21 protein-coding genes are annotated in these 18,869 nt (G+C 63.5%); 13 read left to right on the top strand and 8 right to left on the bottom strand.

Annotation, left to right across the window (positions count from 1 at the left end; all coding sequences use genetic code 11):
• Positions 1-103: 103 nt before the first annotated feature.
• Positions 104-1,144 (top strand): 2,3,4,5-tetrahydropyridine-2,6-dicarboxylate N-succinyltransferase, encoded by a 1,041-nt coding sequence (dapD, locus tag PVT67_RS12735; RefSeq protein ID WP_301494032.1) that lies wholly within the window; start codon positions 104-106, stop codon positions 1,142-1,144.
• A gap of 41 nt (positions 1,145-1,185) precedes the next feature.
• Here dapD and PVT67_RS12740 read toward each other — a convergent pair whose 3' ends face one another.
• From PVT67_RS12740 to PVT67_RS12755, 4 genes are read right to left on the bottom strand one after another with little or no spacing between them, the layout of a single operon-like run.
• The gene (locus tag PVT67_RS12740; protein ID WP_301494034.1) at positions 1,186-2,610 is read right to left on the bottom strand and encodes a PTS transporter subunit EIIC; all 1,425 of its coding nucleotides are present in this window, start codon (positions 2,608-2,610) and stop codon (positions 1,186-1,188) included.
• Positions 2,611-3,057, bottom strand: a complete 447-nt coding sequence (locus PVT67_RS12745; protein ID WP_301494036.1) for a flavodoxin — start codon at positions 3,055-3,057, stop codon at positions 2,611-2,613. It abuts the gene before it with no gap.
• On the bottom strand, positions 3,057-3,818 hold the full coding sequence (truC, locus tag PVT67_RS12750; RefSeq protein ID WP_336407745.1) for a tRNA pseudouridine(65) synthase TruC: 762 nt from the start codon (positions 3,816-3,818) through the stop codon (positions 3,057-3,059). The genes PVT67_RS12745 and truC overlap by 1 nt, the downstream gene beginning before the upstream one ends.
• Entirely contained in the window at positions 3,815-4,141 is a 327-nt protein-coding gene (locus PVT67_RS12755) for a YqcC family protein (protein ID WP_301494038.1), read from the bottom strand. Before PVT67_RS12755 ends, truC begins: the two co-directional genes overlap by 4 nt.
• An 84-nt stretch (positions 4,142-4,225) precedes the next feature.
• Between PVT67_RS12755 and PVT67_RS12760 the strand changes: the two genes are divergently transcribed.
• On the top strand, positions 4,226-5,155 hold the full coding sequence (locus PVT67_RS12760) for a DUF3549 family protein (RefSeq protein WP_301494040.1): 930 nt from the start codon (positions 4,226-4,228) through the stop codon (positions 5,153-5,155).
• Positions 5,152-5,439 carry a DUF3301 domain-containing protein gene (locus PVT67_RS12765; RefSeq protein ID WP_301494043.1) on the top strand — a complete coding sequence of 96 codons (288 nt, stop codon included), beginning with the start codon at positions 5,152-5,154 and terminating at the stop codon, positions 5,437-5,439. The genes PVT67_RS12760 and PVT67_RS12765 overlap by 4 nt, the downstream gene beginning before the upstream one ends.
• Before the next feature lie 391 nt (positions 5,440-5,830).
• Here the strand turns inward: PVT67_RS12765 and PVT67_RS12770 are convergent, their stop codons facing one another.
• From PVT67_RS12770 to PVT67_RS12780, 3 genes are all read right to left on the bottom strand, one after another.
• Positions 5,831-6,397, bottom strand: a complete 567-nt coding sequence (locus PVT67_RS12770) for a hypothetical protein (protein WP_301494045.1) — start codon at positions 6,395-6,397, stop codon at positions 5,831-5,833.
• Positions 6,398-7,010: 613 nt separating this feature from the next.
• The gene (locus PVT67_RS12775) at positions 7,011-7,331 is read right to left on the bottom strand and encodes an Mpo1-like protein (protein ID WP_336407746.1); all 321 of its coding nucleotides are present in this window, start codon (positions 7,329-7,331) and stop codon (positions 7,011-7,013) included.
• Positions 7,313-7,927: a GNAT family N-acetyltransferase gene (locus tag PVT67_RS12780; RefSeq protein ID WP_301494047.1), complete on the bottom strand. Its 615-nt coding sequence runs from the start codon at positions 7,925-7,927 to the stop codon at positions 7,313-7,315. The genes PVT67_RS12775 and PVT67_RS12780 overlap by 19 nt, the downstream gene beginning before the upstream one ends.
• A 75-nt stretch (positions 7,928-8,002) precedes the next feature.
• Between PVT67_RS12780 and PVT67_RS12785 the strand changes: the two genes are divergently transcribed.
• Genes PVT67_RS12785 through PVT67_RS12795 form a run of 3 tightly spaced genes read left to right on the top strand, consistent with a single transcriptional unit; the run spans position 8,003 to position 9,303 of the window.
• Positions 8,003-8,233: a DUF2789 domain-containing protein gene (locus PVT67_RS12785; RefSeq protein ID WP_301494049.1), complete on the top strand. Its 231-nt coding sequence runs from the start codon at positions 8,003-8,005 to the stop codon at positions 8,231-8,233.
• A 39-nt stretch (positions 8,234-8,272) separates the two neighbouring features.
• Positions 8,273-8,533: a hypothetical protein gene (locus PVT67_RS12790; RefSeq protein WP_301494051.1), complete on the top strand. Its 261-nt coding sequence runs from the start codon at positions 8,273-8,275 to the stop codon at positions 8,531-8,533.
• Entirely contained in the window at positions 8,533-9,303 is a 771-nt protein-coding gene (locus tag PVT67_RS12795; protein WP_301494053.1) for a Zn-ribbon-containing protein, read from the top strand. The genes PVT67_RS12790 and PVT67_RS12795 overlap by 1 nt, the downstream gene beginning before the upstream one ends.
• A gap of 6 nt (positions 9,304-9,309) precedes the next feature.
• Here PVT67_RS12795 and syd read toward each other — a convergent pair whose 3' ends face one another.
• Positions 9,310-9,825 carry a SecY-interacting protein gene (syd, locus tag PVT67_RS12800; protein WP_301494055.1) on the bottom strand — a complete coding sequence of 172 codons (516 nt, stop codon included), beginning with the start codon at positions 9,823-9,825 and terminating at the stop codon, positions 9,310-9,312.
• A 54-nt stretch (positions 9,826-9,879) separates the two neighbouring features.
• Here syd and queF point away from each other — a divergent pair, with 54 nt between their 5' ends.
• The 7 genes from queF (at position 9,880) to PVT67_RS12835 (ending at position 18,855) form a co-directional block, all read left to right on the top strand.
• Positions 9,880-10,731, top strand: coding sequence for an NADPH-dependent 7-cyano-7-deazaguanine reductase QueF (gene queF / locus PVT67_RS12805; RefSeq protein WP_301494057.1), 852 nt, complete (start codon positions 9,880-9,882; stop codon positions 10,729-10,731).
• Positions 10,732-11,055: 324 nt separating this feature from the next.
• Entirely contained in the window at positions 11,056-13,203 is a 2,148-nt protein-coding gene (locus tag PVT67_RS12810; RefSeq protein ID WP_301494059.1) for a tetratricopeptide repeat protein, read from the top strand.
• Positions 13,200-14,741: a GGDEF domain-containing protein gene (locus PVT67_RS12815; protein ID WP_301494061.1), complete on the top strand. Its 1,542-nt coding sequence runs from the start codon at positions 13,200-13,202 to the stop codon at positions 14,739-14,741. Before PVT67_RS12810 ends, PVT67_RS12815 begins: the two co-directional genes overlap by 4 nt.
• A 2-nt stretch (positions 14,742-14,743) precedes the next feature.
• Entirely contained in the window at positions 14,744-16,102 is a 1,359-nt protein-coding gene (gene ppnN / locus PVT67_RS12820) for a nucleotide 5'-monophosphate nucleosidase PpnN (RefSeq protein WP_301494063.1), read from the top strand.
• Positions 16,102-16,842 carry a flap endonuclease Xni gene (xni, locus tag PVT67_RS12825; RefSeq protein ID WP_301494065.1) on the top strand — a complete coding sequence of 247 codons (741 nt, stop codon included), beginning with the start codon at positions 16,102-16,104 and terminating at the stop codon, positions 16,840-16,842. Before ppnN ends, xni begins: the two co-directional genes overlap by 1 nt.
• Positions 16,839-17,510: an SDR family oxidoreductase gene (locus tag PVT67_RS12830; protein ID WP_301494068.1), complete on the top strand. Its 672-nt coding sequence runs from the start codon at positions 16,839-16,841 to the stop codon at positions 17,508-17,510. The genes xni and PVT67_RS12830 overlap by 4 nt, the downstream gene beginning before the upstream one ends.
• A 337-nt stretch (positions 17,511-17,847) precedes the next feature.
• A complete protein-coding gene (locus PVT67_RS12835) occupies positions 17,848-18,855 on the top strand; it encodes an isocitrate dehydrogenase (RefSeq protein WP_301494069.1) in 1,008 nt (335 codons plus the stop codon).
• The last annotated feature ends 14 nt before the right edge of the window (positions 18,856-18,869 follow it).

The following is an 18,869-nucleotide window of genomic DNA, read 5'->3' on the forward strand; positions in this document are numbered from 1 at the left end:
CGGCTTTTGCCCGGCCTATTGGCCAGGGCCTGTCGGCCCCATGCCGACCCTTTTCATGGCGCGGCGCCATGGCGTCGCCACAGCAGATCCTTAGGAGACCCTCGTGACAGCTGCTAACCACTTTAGTTTGGGCCTGGGTATAGGTACCCGCAGCGCAGCCGGCGACTGGCTGGAAGTGTTCTACAGCAAGCCGGTACTGGCCCCGCAGGCAGAGCTGGTCGAAGCCCTGGCGGCCGTCACCGGTTACAGCGGCGGCAACCAGGCCATCGACATCAAGGCCGAGCAGCTGCCGGCCCTGGCCGAGGCCTTTGCCCAGGCCGGCCTTGGCGACCAGCAGGCCATAGCCCAGGCCCTTTTCGGCACCGCGCAGCCGCTGGTGCTCTGTATCCTCGAAAGCGATGCCCAGTCCAGCTCCACTCCCGAGGTCTACCTCAAGCTGCAACTGCTTTCCCATCGCCTGGTACAGCCCCACGGCATCAACTTGAACGGCATGTTCGGCCTACTGCCCAACGTGGCCTGGACCAACGAAGGGGCCGTGGCCCTTGACGAGCTGCCCCTGCGCCAGCTCAAAGCCCGTGCCGAGGGCCGGGTGCTGGACGTACAGTCCGTGGACAAGTTCCCCAAGATGACCAACTACGTGGTGCCGGCCGGCATCCGTATCGGCGACGCCTCCCGGGTGCGCCTGGGCGCCCACCTGGCGGCCGGCACCACCATCATGCACGAGGGCTTCGTCAACTTTAACGCCGGCACCCTCGGCACCAGCATGGTCGAAGGGCGGATCTCCGCCGGTGTGGTGGTGGGCGACGGTTCGGATCTCGGCGGCGGCTGCTCCACCATGGGCACCCTGTCCGGTGGTAACAACGTGGTGATCTCGGTGGGTGAAGGCTGCCTCATCGGCGCCAACGCCGGCCTCGGCATCCCCCTGGGCGATCGCTGCACCATCGAAGCCGGCCTCTATGTGACCGGCGGCTCCAAGGTGGTGGTGCTGGATGACAAGAACCAGGAAGTGGAAGTGGTCAAGGCCAGCACCCTGGCCGGCAAGCCGGATCTGCAGTTCCGCCGCAATTCCCAGAGCGGCCGCATCGAGGTCAAGACCAACAAGTCCGCCATCGAACTGAACGCCGAGCTGCATTCCCACAACTGAGGGAAGCCGGCAGCAAAAAGGCAGCCCCGGGCTGCCTTTTTTCATGCCAACTGGCGGTTGAGGGCGTCCCTCAGGCCAGCCGCCCTGGCGCCGAACACCAGTTGCACCCCCTGGCCTATGACCAGCACGCCGCTGGCGCCCAGGCGCCGGCAAGCCTTCTTGTCCACCATCTTGGGGTCGGCCACCTGTAGCCGCAGCCGGGTGATGCAGGCGTCCACCCGCAGCAGGTTGTCACGGCCCCCCAGGGCCGCCAGCAAGGCCTCGGCGATCACCTGGCCCGTGGCCGGTACCGGCGCCTGGACCTCAACGGTGCGCCCTGGCGTAGCCAGCTTCAGGGCCCCTATGGCCACGTAGAAGACCACGAAGTAGAGGGCGCCCCAGAGCGGCATCAGCCAGAACAAAGGCGCCAGGTTGCGGGCCAGGGGCCAGTAGGCCACGAAGTCGATGAGCCCCTGGGAGTAGCTCATGCCGTGGTGGACTCCCAGCATTATGCAGACCACGAAGGCCAGGCCGTTCATCAAGGCATGGAAGACATAGAGCACAGGCGCCACGAACAGAAAGGCGAACTCCAGGGGCTCGGTAACCCCCGTAACCATGGACGCCAAGGCGCCGGAGAGCATGATGCCCCCCACCTTGGCCCGCTCTTCCGGCCTGGCCCGCAGCCAGATGGCCAGGCCCGCCATGGGCAGCCCCACCAGCTTGGTCAGGTAACCACCGGCCAGGTGGCCGGCGCTGGGATCCCCGGCCAGGAAGCGGCGCACCTCGCCGCGGATCCAGCTGCCGTAACAGGCGCTCTGGTCCACCGGCAGCACCTGCCCGTCCTGCACGCAGACGCCGCCGGATTCGGTGAAAAAGGGCACGTTCCAGATGTGCTGCAGGCCAAGGGGAGAGAGCAGCCTGTCCACCACCCCGTAGAGGCCCCAGGCCAGCACGGGCTCGCCGTCCGACACCCAGTGGGAGAAGTGGGCGATGAGCTGGGACAGGCTGGGCCAGAGGGTAGCGAGGCTCGCCGAGAGCAGCAGGGCCGGCACCACCACCAGGGCCGCCAACAGTCGCGGGCCGGAGAAGAAGGTCAAAGCCGATGGCGGCTGCCAGTTGCGGCTGAAAGAGGCGACATAGGCCACCATCAGCCCCACCAGCACCCCACCGGCGGCGCCGGTGTCCACGGCATTGCCGGCAAAGGCGTCCAGGCCGGCGATGGTGATGAGGTAGGCCAGCACCGCAGCCAGGGCGGCGCTGCCGTCGTTGCGGCTTAGGCCGGTCGCCACCCCCACGGCAAACAACAACCCCAGGTGGGCGAAGACGGCGTCCCCTGTCTGGTAGAGCCAGGCGGCGACGGCGTCGGGCAGCCAGCCGGGATTGGCGGCCCCCAGGCCCAGGATCAGGCCCGCGGCCGGCAATATGGCCACCGGCAGCATCAGCGCCTGGCCGAGACGCTGGGCGCGGGCGAAGAGTTGGTGTTTCACCTAGAGGAGCGCACTCCAGTGCTTGAGCCAGGACAAGGCTTCTTCTTCAGGCTCCAGGGTTTCACAGGCATCAACCTTGAGGCGGAGGCTCAGGGCCTTGCCCCCCAACTCTTCCAGCAATTCCTCGAACTGGTCGCCAGCACCGCAGTAACTGCTGTAGCTGGAATCCCCCAGGGTAATGACGCCGTAGGGCAGGCTCTTTAGCATAGGGAAGCTGTCCTTGAGTTCCACAAAGAAGGGCAGCAGGTTGTCGGGGATGTCGCCGTCGCCTGTGGTGGAGGTCACCACCAGCAGGGCATCGGGCCTGTCCTGGATCACCTCGGCCACAGTCGGCTGTTCGAAGAGGCGGGCCTGGTGGCCGCCTTCCGTCAAGGCCTCGGTCAGGGTTTGGGCCAGTTGCTCGGCGGCGCCGTAGACGCTGCCATAAACCACATGGATAGCGGCCATCAAAGATCCTCGTCATGCCAGGCACCGGCCTTGGCCATCAGGCCTTGGCAGTCCCAGCCAAAATCGGTGAAAAGATTTTCCCAGCTTGCCGGCAGAGGCGCCCTGATGTCCAGCGCCTCGCCCGTCACCGGGTGTGTGAAAGCCAGGCGCCAGGCCCGCAGGGCCAGTTCCCGAAAACCCAGCACTTCCCGAAACAGCAGGTTGTGCTTGCCGTCGCCATGGGTGGTGTCGTTGACGATGGGGTGGCGCAGGTGATCGAAGTGGCGGCGCAGCTGGTGGCGGCGGCCTGTCAGGGGCGAGCAGGTCACCAGGCTGTAACGGGCCGTCTGGTAACGGCCGACGGCATGGGGCAACTCACAATGGGCCAGGGGCGCGTAGGCAGTGACGGCGTCCTGGGCTTCTTTTTCCTTGCGCGGCTGGCCCATGACGGCGTCGTATTCTTCCACCAGGGGGTAGTCCAGCACGGCCCCTTCCTTGACCCAACCCCGCACCAGGCTCAGGTAGCTCTTCTTGACTTGGCGGGCGCTGAACTGCTCGGCCAACTGCCTGGCTACCTCTGGGCTCAGCGCAAAGAGCAACAGGCCTGAGGTGGGCCTGTCCAGCCGGTGCACAGGGTAGACGTGCTGGCCCAACTGGTCCCGCAGCAGCTGCATGGCGAAAACCCTCTCCCCTGCCGCTATCTTGGATCTGTGCACCAGAAGCCCAGCTGGCTTGTCGATGACCACCAGGTGTTCATCCTGGAAGCAGATCTCCAGCATCATTCCCTGACCCGCTTGCCGCTCAGCAGTTCGTCCAGGTCGGCTATTCGGTCCAGCAGCACCATCACCTTGTCGCCGTGGTGGCGCCAAGCCTCTTCGGCCATGGGGCAGACACTGACGTTATGGGGAACATTGCCTACCTGGATAAGCACTGTGAGTTTGGGCAGGTAGATGAACTGCACCCACTGCTCGAAGTCCAATGTGTCAACGGCAAAGGGTTGGGTGCTGGCCAAGGCCTCGGCGGAAGGTTCAACGTCAGACCAGAGGCCGTGTTGACGCATTTCCATCTCGATCAGGCTGATGAGATCCAGGGCGCGATCCCGCATGGCAAACTCCTCGAAAAAACAGGGTGTCTAGGATAGCAAAGCCGAGCTACCTATAATGACCCCTTTTTCAAGAAGAGCCTTTCCATGGAATTGACCAACCTGGCCGATTTTCTCGACGCCAGCGGCGCCCGTTACCGGATCTTCGATCTGGGCCGACGGGTAGTGCCATTGCCCGAAGACGACTTCAGGCGCTGTGCCGAAGGCGAGCGGCCCTATCCCTACCCTCTGCAGCGCCAGGCCTGGCTGGGCATTCTTTTTTGGCAAGACCAGCCCTATGTCTGGTTCGTCCGTCTGGGGCTGGACGAGCAGGGCCTCATCAATCAGGGCCAGGCTGCCCAGTTCATGGCCCAGGTACTGGCCGCCATGCAAGAAGGGCGGGATGCCCTGCCGGACAATCCCTTCACCTTCCTGCCCAGCGAGGAAAAACGCGCCGCCTTTCATAGCCAGGCCAAGTTGCTGCTGGGCGAGCCGGCATCCCTCTATTACGAAGAGACCCTGGCCTACGCCCGTGGCCAGCTGCGGGACTGGCAACGCCTTGGTCTGCAAGGCCTGGCTGACCTGGTGGCAAGGGACAAAGACCAGCCCTGGTTCCCAGGCTTTGTCGCCGAGGCTCCCCTGGAAGTGCTGATACCCCTGGCCATGCAGTTGGAAAACCACAAGCTGGCCCCCGAGTTGGCCGAAGCGCTCTGGGAGCGCTTGCCCCAAGCTCCTCTCCCACTGGGGCGAGCCCTGGGACGAACCGGCAAGGCCGCCGAAGTCGCCGACAAGCTCTTGGCAGAAGCCGCCCTGCAAGACTTGCTGGTGGTAGCCGGCAGGCTCTGGGAGAGCCTGGAGGATGAAAAGCGCCTCGGCCATTTCCTGGAACTGGCGGCAGCCCTCGAAGAGGGAAGGCACTTCCCTGCCCTTTTTGCCGATCTGGTGATGCTGCCATCCCTGCGGCCAAAGCTGCTGGCCAAACTCCGTGACCCCGAACGCTCTGTGGCATTGGCCAAAGCCCTGGGGAGCCTGTTTTGAGCGAACTCCTGACCCTGCTACTGCTAGCCCTGGGACTGTTCATCTTCTGGCGGCTGCGTCAGCAGGAGGAATGGGCCAGGGCGGCGGCCGTCCAACTCTGTCAACGCCACCAGGTGCAATTACTGGAGGTGGCCCTGCACAGGCGCCGCCTGGGGCGGCGAGGGCTGGTGCACCACTATGTCATGGAAGTGAGCCTCAACGCCGACGAACGCTATCAGGTCCATTTCGCCATGGCGGGGCGTCGGCTGCTTGATGTGCAGTGGCCGGTGATGAGGGAGTACTAGCCGAGACGGGTGGCACAGGCCTTAAAAAAGAAGAGCCGGGAAGGGGCAACCCCTTCCCGGCGAGAGCGGCTTGGATGTCGATTCCTTGCGCTTTATGCTCCCTGCATCAATCCTTGATGCTCCCTATCCCTGGGACTTCCTTAAAAGGCTCCTGCCTTGATCCTGTTTGGCTTCCTTACCTGGCCAAGCATCCTGCTTCGCCAACCCGTCCTGGGTATTACCGCCATCCTGCGGTGTCGTCCCTGCTGTCATCCTTGTATCGGCGTCCTGCCGACACTGATAAGACTAAGCTTTTACCGGCCGATAACAAGGCGACCTCGGGCCTTCAAAGCCCGAGCCAAACCGACTCTGGCTGCAGTCATTTTGCATAAGACACTGTTTTAGATTGGAATTAATAAAACACGTCGGAAATGGCGGGGGAAACAAAGCGGCATTTGCCCAGGGCTTTGTAAGAGATTTCGCACAAGGAAAAGGAATAAACGGCCAAGGCAGCGCAATGCGAATTCAAAGAAGCGGGACAAAGAGAAGCCGGGAAGAGGATACCCCTTCCCGGCGAGAGCGGCTTGGATGTCGATTCCCTGCGCTTTATGCTCCTTGCATCAGTCCTTGATGCTCCCAATCCTTGGGACTTCCCTAAAAGGCTCCTGCCTTTGTCCTGTTCGGTATCCTTACCTGGCCAAGCGTCCTGCTTCACCAACCCGTCCTGGGCATTACCGCATCCTGCGGTGTCGTCCATGTCCTCATCCTTGTGCCAGCGTCCTGCTGACAGTGCAAAGATTACCCCTTTACCGCGCCATAACAACCGACTGACGGAGCCTAGAGCAACTTCCAGAGCGTAAGAAAGCAAAGGCACAAAACAATAACCGCATGTTTTAAAAGACAATTTTAAAAATCCCGCAGAAATCACCAAGGCAACAAAGGGAGATTTTCCCAGGCTTTTGTAAGAGATCTCGCACAAGGGGATGGCATAAAAGCTCAGTGAGCTACTAAGGAAGCAGGGTCCAGCCCCCATAAAAAAGAAGAGCCGGAAAGGTTTCCCTTCCCGGCTGGCGGCTTGGTGTCTTTCCTGGCGCTACCTGCTTCTCGCATCTTCCATGACGCCCCTTACCTGGGCATATCCTGATGGCGTCCTGCCACTGTCCTGTTCGGCTTCCTGCCAGGCCGGGCTCCTACCCCGCCTCGGGTCCTTCCGGCTGCGGCTCCTGCCGTTGTCCTGTTCGGCTTCCTGCCGGGCCGGGCTCCTGCCCCGCCTCGGGTCCTTCCGGTTGCGGCTCCTGCCACTGTCCTGTTCGGCTTCCTACCGGGCCGGGCTCCTGCCCCGCCTCGCTTCCTGGCAATACCGCACTCCTGCGGTCGCATCCCTGCTGCCTTCCTGGCTGTCAGCATCCTGCCTACGACTTAAGAATAAGAGATGGACAGCGGGGAACAAGGCGACTCCAGGGGGGCTGGACCAGGGAGAACGGCACCAAAAATGAAGATAAGACACTGTTACATAATGAATTTAACAACAAGAGCCCGCCGGATGCCGACAGCACAAAGTGGTGATGGCCCAAGCCCCTGTGAGATATGGCTTACATCCTATTGCCGAAAAAGCGGCGCAGCATCTGCCCGAACATCACCCAATCCCCCAGCAAGCTGTACCAGGGGTGGCTGAAAGTGGCAGGCTTGTTGTGCTCGAAAAAGAAGTGCCCTACCCAGGCGCAGCCGTAGCCGGCGACCGGCAGCCACCACAGCAGCGACCAGCGGCCTGTCAGCAGCGCGGCCAGCAGCAGAAGCAGCACCAGGGTTGAGCCCAGGTAGTGTAGGCGCCGGCACCAAGGGTCTTGGTGTTCGCCAAGGTAAAAAGGGTAGAACTCCTTGAACCTGTGGTACTTCATAGCGTCTTCTGCCAAAGGGCGACCTCCAGATCGTTGAAGGCCAGGCTACCTGCCTGGCTGAAACCCTGACGGGCAAAGAAATCGGCCTCTTCAGGCCGGCTCAACAGTAGGGCCAGGCAACCGCTGCCGGCATCGATGCTTGCCCTGGTGGCACCGTCCACCAGCATATTGCCCAGGCCCAGGCCACGATAGACGGGGGACACGGCCAGGAAGGCCAGCCAGTCGAAGCTGTCCTTGTCCACCTTGTCCACCAGTTGCTGCTCCAGCGCCAGCCATTGCTGGGTGGTGCCGAAGCCGGCGGTGAGCAGCATGGACAGCCGCCAACTCCACAGCTTGCTCTTGCCCTGGGGCTCGGCCACCAGGCAGGCCACCCCCAGCAGGCTTTCCCCCTGGAAGCAGCCGAACAGCTTTTGCCGCCCCTGCCACAGGTGCTGAAGCTCGTCACGGATGGCCGAACGCAGCCGCTTTTCGAAGTCGGGGTGCTGAGCGTCGAACAGCTGCTGGAACAGGGGATCGTCCCGGTAACACTGGAAAAGAATGCTGCCGGCCTGGCGTAAATCTTCGGCAGTCAGCCAGGTCAGTTGATACTCTTGATTCAGGGCAGTGCTCATGGGTCCATCCGTTGCGGTGCAGGCTCACTGACGCTAGCCTCATATCAACATTTTCGCAACACGGAGGCGTTCGTCATGGAACAGCCCGTACATGGCCTGCCGGAGCTCTTTGCCCAACTGGGCCTGCCCAGCGGCCAGAAGGACATCGAAGGTTTTATCGCCCGTCACCAGGGCCTCAATGCCCGCACCAGCCTGGCCGACGCCCCCTTCTGGAGCCGCGCCCAGGCCAGTTTCCTGCGCGAGTGCTGGCGCGAAGATTCCGACTGGGCCGAGTGCATCGATGAACTGGACGTGCGTTTGCGCTGAATTTGTGGATCATAGGGCTCCCGCAATGGAGCCCTCACCATGTCCAGCGAACTGAACGACGTTATCCAGGCCCTCAAGGCCGAAGGGCACAGGCCGACCCTGGCCCTGGTCAAGGCACGGCTGAAAAGCCCCCTGCCCCTGCCGGTTATCATCAAGGCCCTGCAGGGTGAGCCACTGCCCGAGCAGACCCCGCCTCCCGAGCCTTTCAGTGCCGCCCAAAAAGCCTGGTTGGACGACTTCGTGGCCACCAAGATCCAAGAGGCCCTGGCCCACCACGGACTTCTTGAGGACAAGGGCTGATGTACCTGCTGGATGTGAGCTTCGATCTCTTTGAGGACAGCCAGGTGCAGCTGGTTGAGGGCGCCGTGATGCGGCTCTTCGACGCCTGGCGCCACCAGGGCCAGGTGCTGGGCCGGGAGCTGCCCACCTGGATAAAAGAAGGCAGCCTCAACCTGCGGGTGGTCTGCCCCGAGCCGGATAGCCTGCATCAAAAATACCTGTCACCGGCCGGCCGCCACGCCTTGGCCAAGCTCGCCGAGGCCGGCCTGACCCAGCCCCGCATCAAGCTGCTGGGCCGGGATCTCTTCTCCGATACCACGGCCGAAGAAGGCTCCCCCAGTTGGCAGCTGCTCTATGCCACCTTCGTGCACAACTGCAGCCCGCTGCGCAGCGGCGACAGCCTGGCCCCCATCCCCCTCTACCGGGTGCCGGCCATCGCCAACGGCGACCACAAGCTGTTACTGCGCTGGCAGGACGACTGGATGGCCTGCGACCAATTGCAGATGAACGGGGTCAGCGCCGAGCAGGCCGCCCTGTTCGAGCTGGGCGATCCCAAGAGCCCCCTGGGCAGGCGCGGCCACGACTTTGCCAAGCGCACCGAGTACCTGACCAAGATCCCCACTTACTACTACCTGTACCGGGTAGGGGGTGAGAGCCTGGAGGCGGAGCAAAACCGCCCCTGCCCAGGCTGCGGCGCCCCCTGGCGCCTGGCGGACACCCTGCACGGCATCATCGATTTCAAATGCGACGAATGCCGACTGGTATCCAACCTGAGCTGGGACTTCCAATAAGGGCTGTCAGGCCTCGCTTGCGCTGAGGTTGTCGAGGAACTCGGCCAGGCTGGGGGCCAGCACTTCCCTGGCCTCCTGGCCCACCGGCTCCAGCACCACGGCGCCGCTTTCGTTGTCGATGCTCAGCAGCAGATCCTCGTCGTCGGTACAGGCGATAAAGAGGGTGATGGGCTGCTTGAGTCGCCGCTTCATCAGCACATGGCCGATGAGGTTCTCCTGGAGCCGTTCAAAATCGGCCTGGTTCCAGGCCCCCAGCAACAACACTTCACCGCGCTGGTGCCGGACCTTGAGATGCTCCATGAAGTAATGGCCATAGTAGGCCTTGACGCTGGGATGCAGCGCCAGCTCCAGGGCTTTTTCGAGATCGGTAAATAGGCCTGGGGGGTCCCGCTTCACCGGCTGCCAGCGGCCGTCGCCCTCGCAAGGGGAAGGCCAGTCGGGATCAGGCTGGTATCGCCAGCAGGGGTTGTCTTGGGGCAGGCGGGCGAACAGGCGCTCCAGGGCGGCAAGGCTGTGGTCCATCAAAGGCGGCTCTTGGGATACAATGGCAGGCCAGTTTAGCCAAGGCCGCGAGCAATGCCAAAGAACCCGCTTTACCAAGGTGCCAAGGAACTGGCCGATCTGCCGCTGGGCAAGACCACGGCCTACCAGGACCAGTACGATCCCAGCCTGCTGCACGGGGTGCCGCGCAGCCTTAACCGCGACAGCCTCGAGCTGGGCGACAGCCTGCCCTTCGTGGGGGAAGACATCTGGAACGGCTACGAGCTCTCCTGGCTCAATGCCCGCGGCAAGCCGGTGGTGGCCTTGGCCCAGTTTCGCTTCCCCGCCACCAGCCCGCGCCTGGTGGAGTCCAAGTCCTTCAAGCTCTACCTGAACAGCTTCAACCAGAGCCGCTTCGAGAGCACGGATGCCGTCAAGGCCGCCCTGGTAAAGGACTTGTCCGCCACCGCCGGCGGCGAGGCCACCGTGACTCTTTACGGCCCTGAAGAGCTCGACGCCCTGCCCCTCGGCCACCAAGAAGGCGACTGCATCGACGGGCTGGACATCGAGGTCAGCCACTATGACTTCGACCCCGGCCTGCTGGACGGCATCGGCGGCAGCGAGATGGTGGAGGAAAAGCTGGTCAGCCACCTGCTCAAGTCCAACTGCCTCATCACTTCTCAGCCTGACTGGGGTTCGGTGCAGATCCACTACCGAGGCCCGCGCATCGACCGCGAGAAGCTGCTGCGCTATATCATCAGCTTTCGCCAGCACAACGAATTCCACGAGCAGTGCGTGGAGCGGATCTACATGGATCTCAAGCACCGCCTGGACCCGCAGTTCCTGCTGGTGTCGGCCCGTTACACCCGCCGCGGCGGCCTGGACATCAACCCCTGGCGGGCAAGCGAGCCTGTCGCCATGGGTAACCCCCGCCTGCCCCGCCAGTGACAAAAAAGCCCGCCGAACGGCGGGCTTTTTTGTCAGGTATTGAAGGTCGCCTTCCCACCATGGGCCAGGTAGGCGGCATCGGCTCCAGGCTTCCCTGGCCTTCCTCCAAGAGGGCAAGATTGTAAGCGCACCGGTTCTCTCAACGCTGGCACGGCTCCTCGGCCAGCACCGAAAGGCTCAGACAGTTAACAAAAATGGCAAAAATGGCTTCATGGCGCCTCCCTGGGTCATTATGCTTGGATTATCAGGCTGGTATGGTAACGACAAGCCCCTAGCGCACAACGCCGATCCGACCTCCGGTATAAGGACAACAACAAATCGGACATGAAAAGAGTCCTGCTTTGCCTCATGCTCATCAGCCTGCCGGTACTGGCTTTCGACCAGGAACAGCTGTTCGACGCCCGGATCCAGGTTCTTCAAGCCCCAGACAAGGCCATCAGCCTGGCCGACCAGGTTCTGGCGGACAAGGCCGACGGCTTGGCGTTCCAGGCGCTGCTGCTAAAGGGCTGGGCCTTGCTGGCAAAGCATGCCAGCAGAGACAGCATGGATCCCGTCCTCGACCAGTTGAAGACGCGGGCCGCCGCAGGCACTGATCCCCTGCAGAAGGCCGACTACGCCTACCTCAAGGCCAAGGTGCTGATCTATTTCGACTCCGATCTCAACCGCGCTTTGCCACTGCTGGAAGAGGCCATGAGCTACTGCCGCCCCTTCAACCAGCTGCGGGCCTACCAGTATTGCGCCGAGATCAGTTCCAGCGCCGCCCATGTCTATGCCTTCATCGGTGACCTGGACAAGGCCCGCAATCTCATCTCCGACAGCTATCGCTTCGCCAAGCTGGGGGGACGCAACAACATCTACCTGGAGCTCAAGTTGCTGGAAGCGGCCCTGGCCCGGCGCCAGAACCAGCCGGCCCAGTCACTGACCCTGCTCAAGGAGACAGAGCTGGAAGCCGAGCAACTGGGCGACAAGCTCTACCAGGGCAAGGCCCTTAGCCGCCAGGGGATGATCTACGCCGGCCTGGGCCAGTACAAGCAGGCAGAGCAGGCCCAGATGGACGCCCTGGCCCTCTTCCAGAAACTCGATGACCAGGACGATCTGGCTATCAGCTTCCGCTACTTGGGGGAGCTAATGCTGGCCACCGACAGGCCGCAACTGGCCCTGGTGCAGTTCTATAACGCCCTGGACATCGTCAACCGCCTGGGCCAGGCCATGGCCGCCGGCCAGCTGCTGATGGACATAGGCCAGGGCTACCTGAGCCTCGGTAAACTGGACAAGGCTGAGGCCATGCTGACCCAAGCCAAGGAGCAGCTGACCCGCCTCCAGGGCAGCCTCTACCTGCCCAAGGCCAATTACCAGTTGGGCAAGCTCTACCTGGCCCAGCACCAGGACGACAAGGCGGCCCTCGCCCTCCAGGCCGCCATCGACGGCGCCGAAGCCAACCCCACAGTGGAGCGGGAACTCCACAGCAAGGCTCTTCAGGCCCTGGCCGGCCTCTATGAAAGCCAGGGCCAGTACCAAAAGGCCCTGGAAGTCACCAAGACCCTGGCTAATTTGAATAGCGGCGCCAAGCCCAGCCAGATCACCGTCAAGGTCTCGGCGCCACCACCGGCGGCGCCACCGGCCAAAGAGCCGGCCCTGCCACCGCTGGCGGTGGCTTTGGGCCTTGCCCTTGGCGCCGGCGGCTGCTGGCTGGGCCTGGCCGGCTGGCGCCGCCACCAGCGCCAACGGCACCTGGCCGGTGCCGGCCAACACCCTGCCACCGGTTTCATGAACATCAACGCTTTCCTCCAGGAAGGGGACCAGATGCTGAGCGAGCTGCGCCTGGCCATGGATCTCAGTCCCCTTTCCGCCGGCCAGGCCAACCACCAGCCTCTGGCCGCCGTGCTCTGCCGCTTGTCCGGCATGGCCGAGGTCTACGAGAGCCTCGGCTTTCAGGAAACCCGGCGCCGCTTCGGCCACTTCGCCAAGCAGCTGACCCTGGCCCTGCCGGAAGCCAGGATGCTGGTGCAACCCTCCCGGGACCTGCTGCTGTTCGTGCTCTCCAGCCCCGGCTACAGCCAGGAGGACAGCCTCACCATGCGGCTGCGCCAGATCCTCGACAAGGCCGCCCGCCAGTCGGGCCTGGACGTGGGCCAGCAGACCCTGACCGGCACCCTGCTGCCGCTGCTGCCCTACCACCCCAGGGTGGGCAGCGCCATGACGGTGCTCGAAACCCTGCTCTTTGCCCAGCACCTGGCCGCCCTCGACAGCCCCCAGGCCGACATCTGGGTGATAGGCCTGAGCTGCACCCTGCCCTCGGCCCTGGCCGAGCCGGTCAGGGACAGCCTCGGCGAGGCCATCCAGAAGGGCACCATCAAGGTGACGGGGCTGCCCTACTCGGATTTGATGCAGAGATTGCAACAGCTCAATGCAAGCCAAGAGACTTTCGCGGTAAACTGGCCCAATAAAGAACAGGCTCTGCCAATATCATGAGTGACCCTATCGATATGGACGCCAAGCTGCGGGAAAGACTGGCCGCCAGCCTTCGCCTCCAGGAGCAGCAACGCCGGGATATCCAGAACCAGCTGGATGCCGTCAGCCAACTGTTGCAACGGACCTGCCACCTGGCCTTTGGCCTGGATCCCGAGCTCGACGAGAGCCTCAAACGGCTCACCAACCTGGTGCTCAACCCCGAGAACCTGGGCCGCAGCCTGGCCCAACTGCTGGCCATCAACGACCAGCTCAACCAGCAGCAGGACCGCCAGGAACAGCGCCTGGGCGGCTGGCAGACGACCCTCACCGAGACCCTCAAGCAGCTGCATCACATCAATGGCCTGCCGACGGACCTGCGCCGCCAGCTGAAAAGCCTGATCACCGACCTGCACCTGCCCAGGGTCACCCTCTACCGGCTGTTGCCCGCCACCCAGGAAGCCCTGAGCCTGCTGCTCAAGGTGGTATCCCTGCAGAGGCGCAGCCCCGACAGCTTCGGCGGCCACCCCCACCAGGGCGACCCCGAGGTGCTGGACCAGCTGATGTCCCTGGTCTCCAGCCTCAAGCTGTCCGGCGCCGACCACGAGCTGCACCAGATCCGCCGCCAGTTACTGTCCCCCCTGTCCCAGGACGCCCTGCTGAAACTCTGCCTGGATTTCCTGCAGGTGCTGGTCAAGGTGCTGGACCAGGAGCGGCAGCTGGCCAAACAGTTCCTCAGTATCGCCGGCGCCAGCCTGCACAACCTGCAACAGCACACCTGCAATGCCCTGGCCCACTGCCAAGCCCTGGACGAGAGCCGCAAGGAGCTCAATGCCCGCTTCTCGGCCCAGCTGGCCGCCCTGGACCAGGCCATGGAGAACCGCTCCTGGCCGGAAATGTTCTCCGGCATGGCCGCCTTGACCCAGCTCTGGCAACAGAAGCAGGCCCAGGAGGACGAACACCAGCAACAGCTGCAAGGCCGCCTGGAAGATCTCAAACACCAGATAGCGGAGCTGGAGCTCCAGGCCCAGCAATACCGGGATCGCCTGGCCCAGCAGCGCCTGGACAGCCTCCACGACAGCCTGACCCAACTGCCCAACCGCGCCGCCTTCGACGAGCGGCTGTCGGTGGAACACAAACGCCTGCAACGCTTTGGCCACCCCCTGTGGCTGGCGGTGCTGGACATCGACCATTTCAAGGAAATCAACGACAAGTACGGGCACACGGCCGGCGACAAGACGCTGCGCTTCATCGCCCACACCATCAGGCGCGCCCTGCGTGAGACCGACTTCGTGGCCCGCTACGGTGGCGAGGAGTTCGTGATCATCTTCCCCGAACTGACCGAGACCGACATCAATCGCCCGCTGGAGAAACTCCACCAGGCGGTGCGCCAGATCCCCTTCAAGTTCAAGGATGAAGACGTGCGGATCACGATATCCATAGGTGCCACAGAAGTGGCGCCCCACGAGCAACCCATGCTGGCCTTCGAAAGGGCCGACCAGGCCCTCTACCAGGCCAAGCGCGGCGGCCGAAACCAGGTTGTGATCCTGCCCAAGGAGTAAGGATGATCGTCCAACTGAGTCCCATCGGCAGCATGAGTCTGCTGTCGCAACTGGAAGTGGACAGCCTCAAGGCCAGTTCCAGATCCAACCTCTACCAGCTGTTCAGAAATTGCTGCCTGGCGGTGTTGAACTCCGGCAGCCAGACCGACTCTTCCAAGGAAATTCTGGAGAAATTCAAGACCTTCGAGGTCAACGTGCTGCGCCGCGAGCGAGGCGTCAAGCTGGAGCTGGTGGGGCCGCCGGAAGATGCCTTCGTGGACGGCAAGCTCATCCGCGGTATCCACGAGAACCTCTTTTCGGTGCTGCGGGACATCCTCTACGTGTCCAGCCACCTCGAGCAGCGCCACGACTTCAACCTGACCCAGGCCAGCCACGTCACCAACCTGGTGTTCGCCATACTGCGCAACGCCAGCGCCTTGAAGCCCAGCCCAGATCCCAACATGATCGTCTGCTGGGGCGGCCACTCCATCAGCGACGTCGAGTACGCCTACTGCCATGACGTGGGCTACCAGTTGGGGCTGCGCGAACTGAACATCGTCACCGGTTGCGGCCCGGGCGCCATGGAGGGCCCCATGCAGGGCGCCACCATAGGCCACGCCAAGCAGCGGGTGCTGGGGGCCCGCTACCTGGGGCTGACCGAGCCGTCCATCATCGCCGCCGAGCCCCCCAACCCCATCGTCAACGAACTGATCATCTTGCCGGACATCGAAAAACGCCTGGAGGCCTTCGTACGCATGGCCCACGGCATAGTGGTGTTCCCCGGCGGCGTGGGCACGGCCGAGGAGATCCTCTACCTGCTGGGGATCCTGATGCACCCCGAGAACCACAAGCAAAGCCTGCCGGTGATCTTCACGGGGCCCAAGGAAAGCGCCGACTACTTCGCCAAGCTGGACGAGTTCATCCGCGCCACCTTGGGGATGGAAGCCAGCAACCACTACCAGATCATCATCGACGACGCCGACATGGTGGCCCGCCACCTCAAGGCCGCCATGCCGGAAGTGCTGGCCTACCGCCGCGCCGAAGGGGACGCCTTCTATTACAACTGGTCGTTGAAGATAGAGCCCGAGTTGCAACTGCCCTTCGAGCCCACCCATGACGCCATGGCCGAGCTCAACCTGCACCCCAACCAGAGCAAGGTCTCCCTGGCCGCCAACCTGCGCCGGGCCTTCTCCGGCATAGTGGCCGGCAACGTCAAGGAGCAGGGCATTCGCGCCGTGGAGAAACACGGCCCCTTCCGCATCGACGGCGACGCCAAGATCATGGCCGACATGGACAGGCTGCTCAAAGACTTCGTGGCCCAGGGCCGCATGAAGCTGCCCGGCAGCACCTATAGGCCCTGCTTCGAGCTCGCCCAGCGCTGATGCGACTGGTCCTTCTCGACGCCCTCAACCTAATCCGCCGCCTGCACGCCGTGAGCCCCCAGGTACTGGGGGCCTGCGAAGGCGCCTGGCGGCGCATCAAGGCCGAGCTGCAACCCACCCACGCCCTGGCGGTGTTCGACGGCGGCGCCCCCTCCTGGCGTTACGCCCGCTTCCCCGCCTACAAGGCCGGGCGCAGCCCCATGCCAGAGGATCTGGCCAAGCAACTGGCCTCGGTCATCGACGGCTGGCAGCGCCTCGGCCTCAAGAGCTGGCTGCCGGAAGCCGAAGAAGCGGACGATCTCATCGCCAGCCTGGCGGTGGCGGCGCGCAGCCACGGCGTCTCGGTGGCGGTCGTTTCCACCGACAAGGGCTATGCCCAGCTGTTGAGCGCAGGCGTGGTGCAGTACGACGCCTTCGCCCGCCAGTTCCTGGACGGCGAGCACTGGCGCCAGAAGCTTGGGATCCGGCCGGCCCAGCTCGTCGACTACCTGGCCATGGCCGGCGACAGCACCAACGCCGTGCCCGGGGTGCCTGGGGTGGGAGCCAAGACGGCGGCGGCCCTCTTGCAGCAGCACCGTCATCTTGCTGACATACTGGCAACTGAGGCTGGAGAAAAAGCGGCAGCCAAGGTCAGGGACAATGCCGAGGCAGCCCTGTTGGCCAGGGAGCTGGCCACCTTGAAAGGGGATCTGCCGTTGCCGTTCAGCCTGTCAGAACTCAGATTGGGGGAAACACCATGAACATCCTTATCACCGGCGCCGGCCGCGGCATTGGCCTGGAACTGGCCAGCCACTACCAGGCCCTTGGCCACCAGGTGCTGGGCACAGTGCGCAGCAAGCAGCACAAGGCGGCCCTGGAGACCAAGGGCATAAGGGCCCTGGAGCTGGATCTCACCCAACAGCACAGCGTGCTGGAACTGGCCGAGGCCCTTAAGGGACAGGCCCTGGATCTCATCGTCAACAACGCCGGTGTGCTGCACGCCGAGGCAGACCTCGACGAGGTGGATGCCTTCAACTTCGCCCACTGCATCCAGGTCAACAGCCTGGGGCCCCTGCTGCTGAGCCGGGCCCTGCTGCCCAACCTCTTGGCCGGCAAGGCCAAGAAGCTCGCCTTCATCAGCTCCCTGATGGGATCGGTGGGCGACAACGGCTCAGGCGGCTATTACAGCTACCGCGCCAGCAAGGCGGCCCTCAACGCCGTGGCCAAGAGCCTGGCCGTGGACTTGGCCCCCGAAGGGGTCAGGGTGGGGCTCTACCACCCCGGCTGGGTGCAGACCGACATGGGCGGCCCCAGGGCCCTCATCGACACCGCCACCAGCGTGGCGGGCCTCACCCAGCGCATCGAAGAGCTGGACGAAGCGGCCTCGGGGCGCTTCCTCAACTACGACGGCAAGCCCTTGCCCTGGTAAAGAAAAAGCCGCCCTAGGGCGGCTTTTTTCATGCCTTGTTGTCCTACGGAGCGCGGCTGGCGCCACAGCCTCAGGGATTGGCCACCTATGGCCTTGGTCCCCGGCAGGCCCTGAATAAGAATGCACAAACGAAAGCCCGCGCCGCCCGGACAAGGCGAGTTCCAAGGCGCCGTCAATAGGCCATAAGTCGAAGGGCGGCCACAGGGCATTTGTGGTGAACGGCGGCAAATTATGCTATAAAAGCCCGCTTCACAGGCGCCAGCGCTATTAAACTTGGCGACATTGGCTGTCGCCTTATCCAAGAATCCAAGCAGGCATTCGCACGGAGTCAGTGCACATGAGCAAACAACGCATCACCGTTATCCCCGGCGACGGGATAGGCCCCGACATCATCGACTCAGCCATCAAGGTCCTCGACAAGGCCGGCTGTGACTTCGAGTACGACTTCGCCAAGGCCGGCCTTGCCGCCCTGGAAGAAACCGGCGAGCTGTTGCCCCAGGAAACCCTGGATCTGATCGAGAAGAACAAGGTGACCCTCAAGGGTCCCCTGACCACCCCCGTAGGCGGCGGTTTCACCTCCATCAACGTCTCCCTTCGCAAGAAGTTCCAGCTCTACGCCAACGTGCGCCCCGTGCTGTCCTTCAAGGGCACCAAGGCCCGTTACGAGAACATCGACATCATCACCGTCCGCGAGAACACCGAAGGCATGTACGCCGGTGTCGGCCAGAAGGTGAACGAAGACCGCACCCACGCCGAGGCCACCTCCGTCATCAGCCGCGAAGGCGCCAAGCGCATCGTGACTTTCGCCTTCGAACTGGCCCGCCGCGAGAACCGCAAGAAGGTCACCGCCGTCCACAAGGCCAACATCCTCAAGTCCACCTCAGGCCTCTTCCTGGAAGTCGCCCGTGAAGTGGCCCAGCAGTTCAGCGACATCGCCTTCGAAGAGATGATCGTCGACGCCTGCTGCATGAACCTGGTGATGTACCCCGAGCGTTTCGACGTCATCGTCACCACCAACCTGTTCGGCGACATCGTCTCCGACCTCTGCGCCGGCCTGGTTGGCGGCCTGGGTATGGCCCCTGGCGCCAACATCGGCGAAGGCGCGGCCATCTTCGAGGCAGTGCACGGCTCTGCCCCTGACATCGCCGGCAAGAACATCGCCAACCCCAGCTCCGTGATCCTGGCTTCCATCCAGATGCTCGAGTACCTTGGCATGCAGGACAAGGCCGAGAAGATCCGCAAGGCCCTGACCGAGGTGATCGAGTCTGGCGACCGCACCACCCGCGATCTCGGCGGCACCGGTTCCACCACCGACTTCACCCAGTCCATCCTCGAGCGCCTCTAAGCCGAGCACCTCTA

This window comes from Gallaecimonas kandeliae (assembly GCF_030450055.1).
Lineage (GTDB): Bacteria > Pseudomonadota > Gammaproteobacteria > Enterobacterales > Gallaecimonadaceae > Gallaecimonas > Gallaecimonas kandeliae.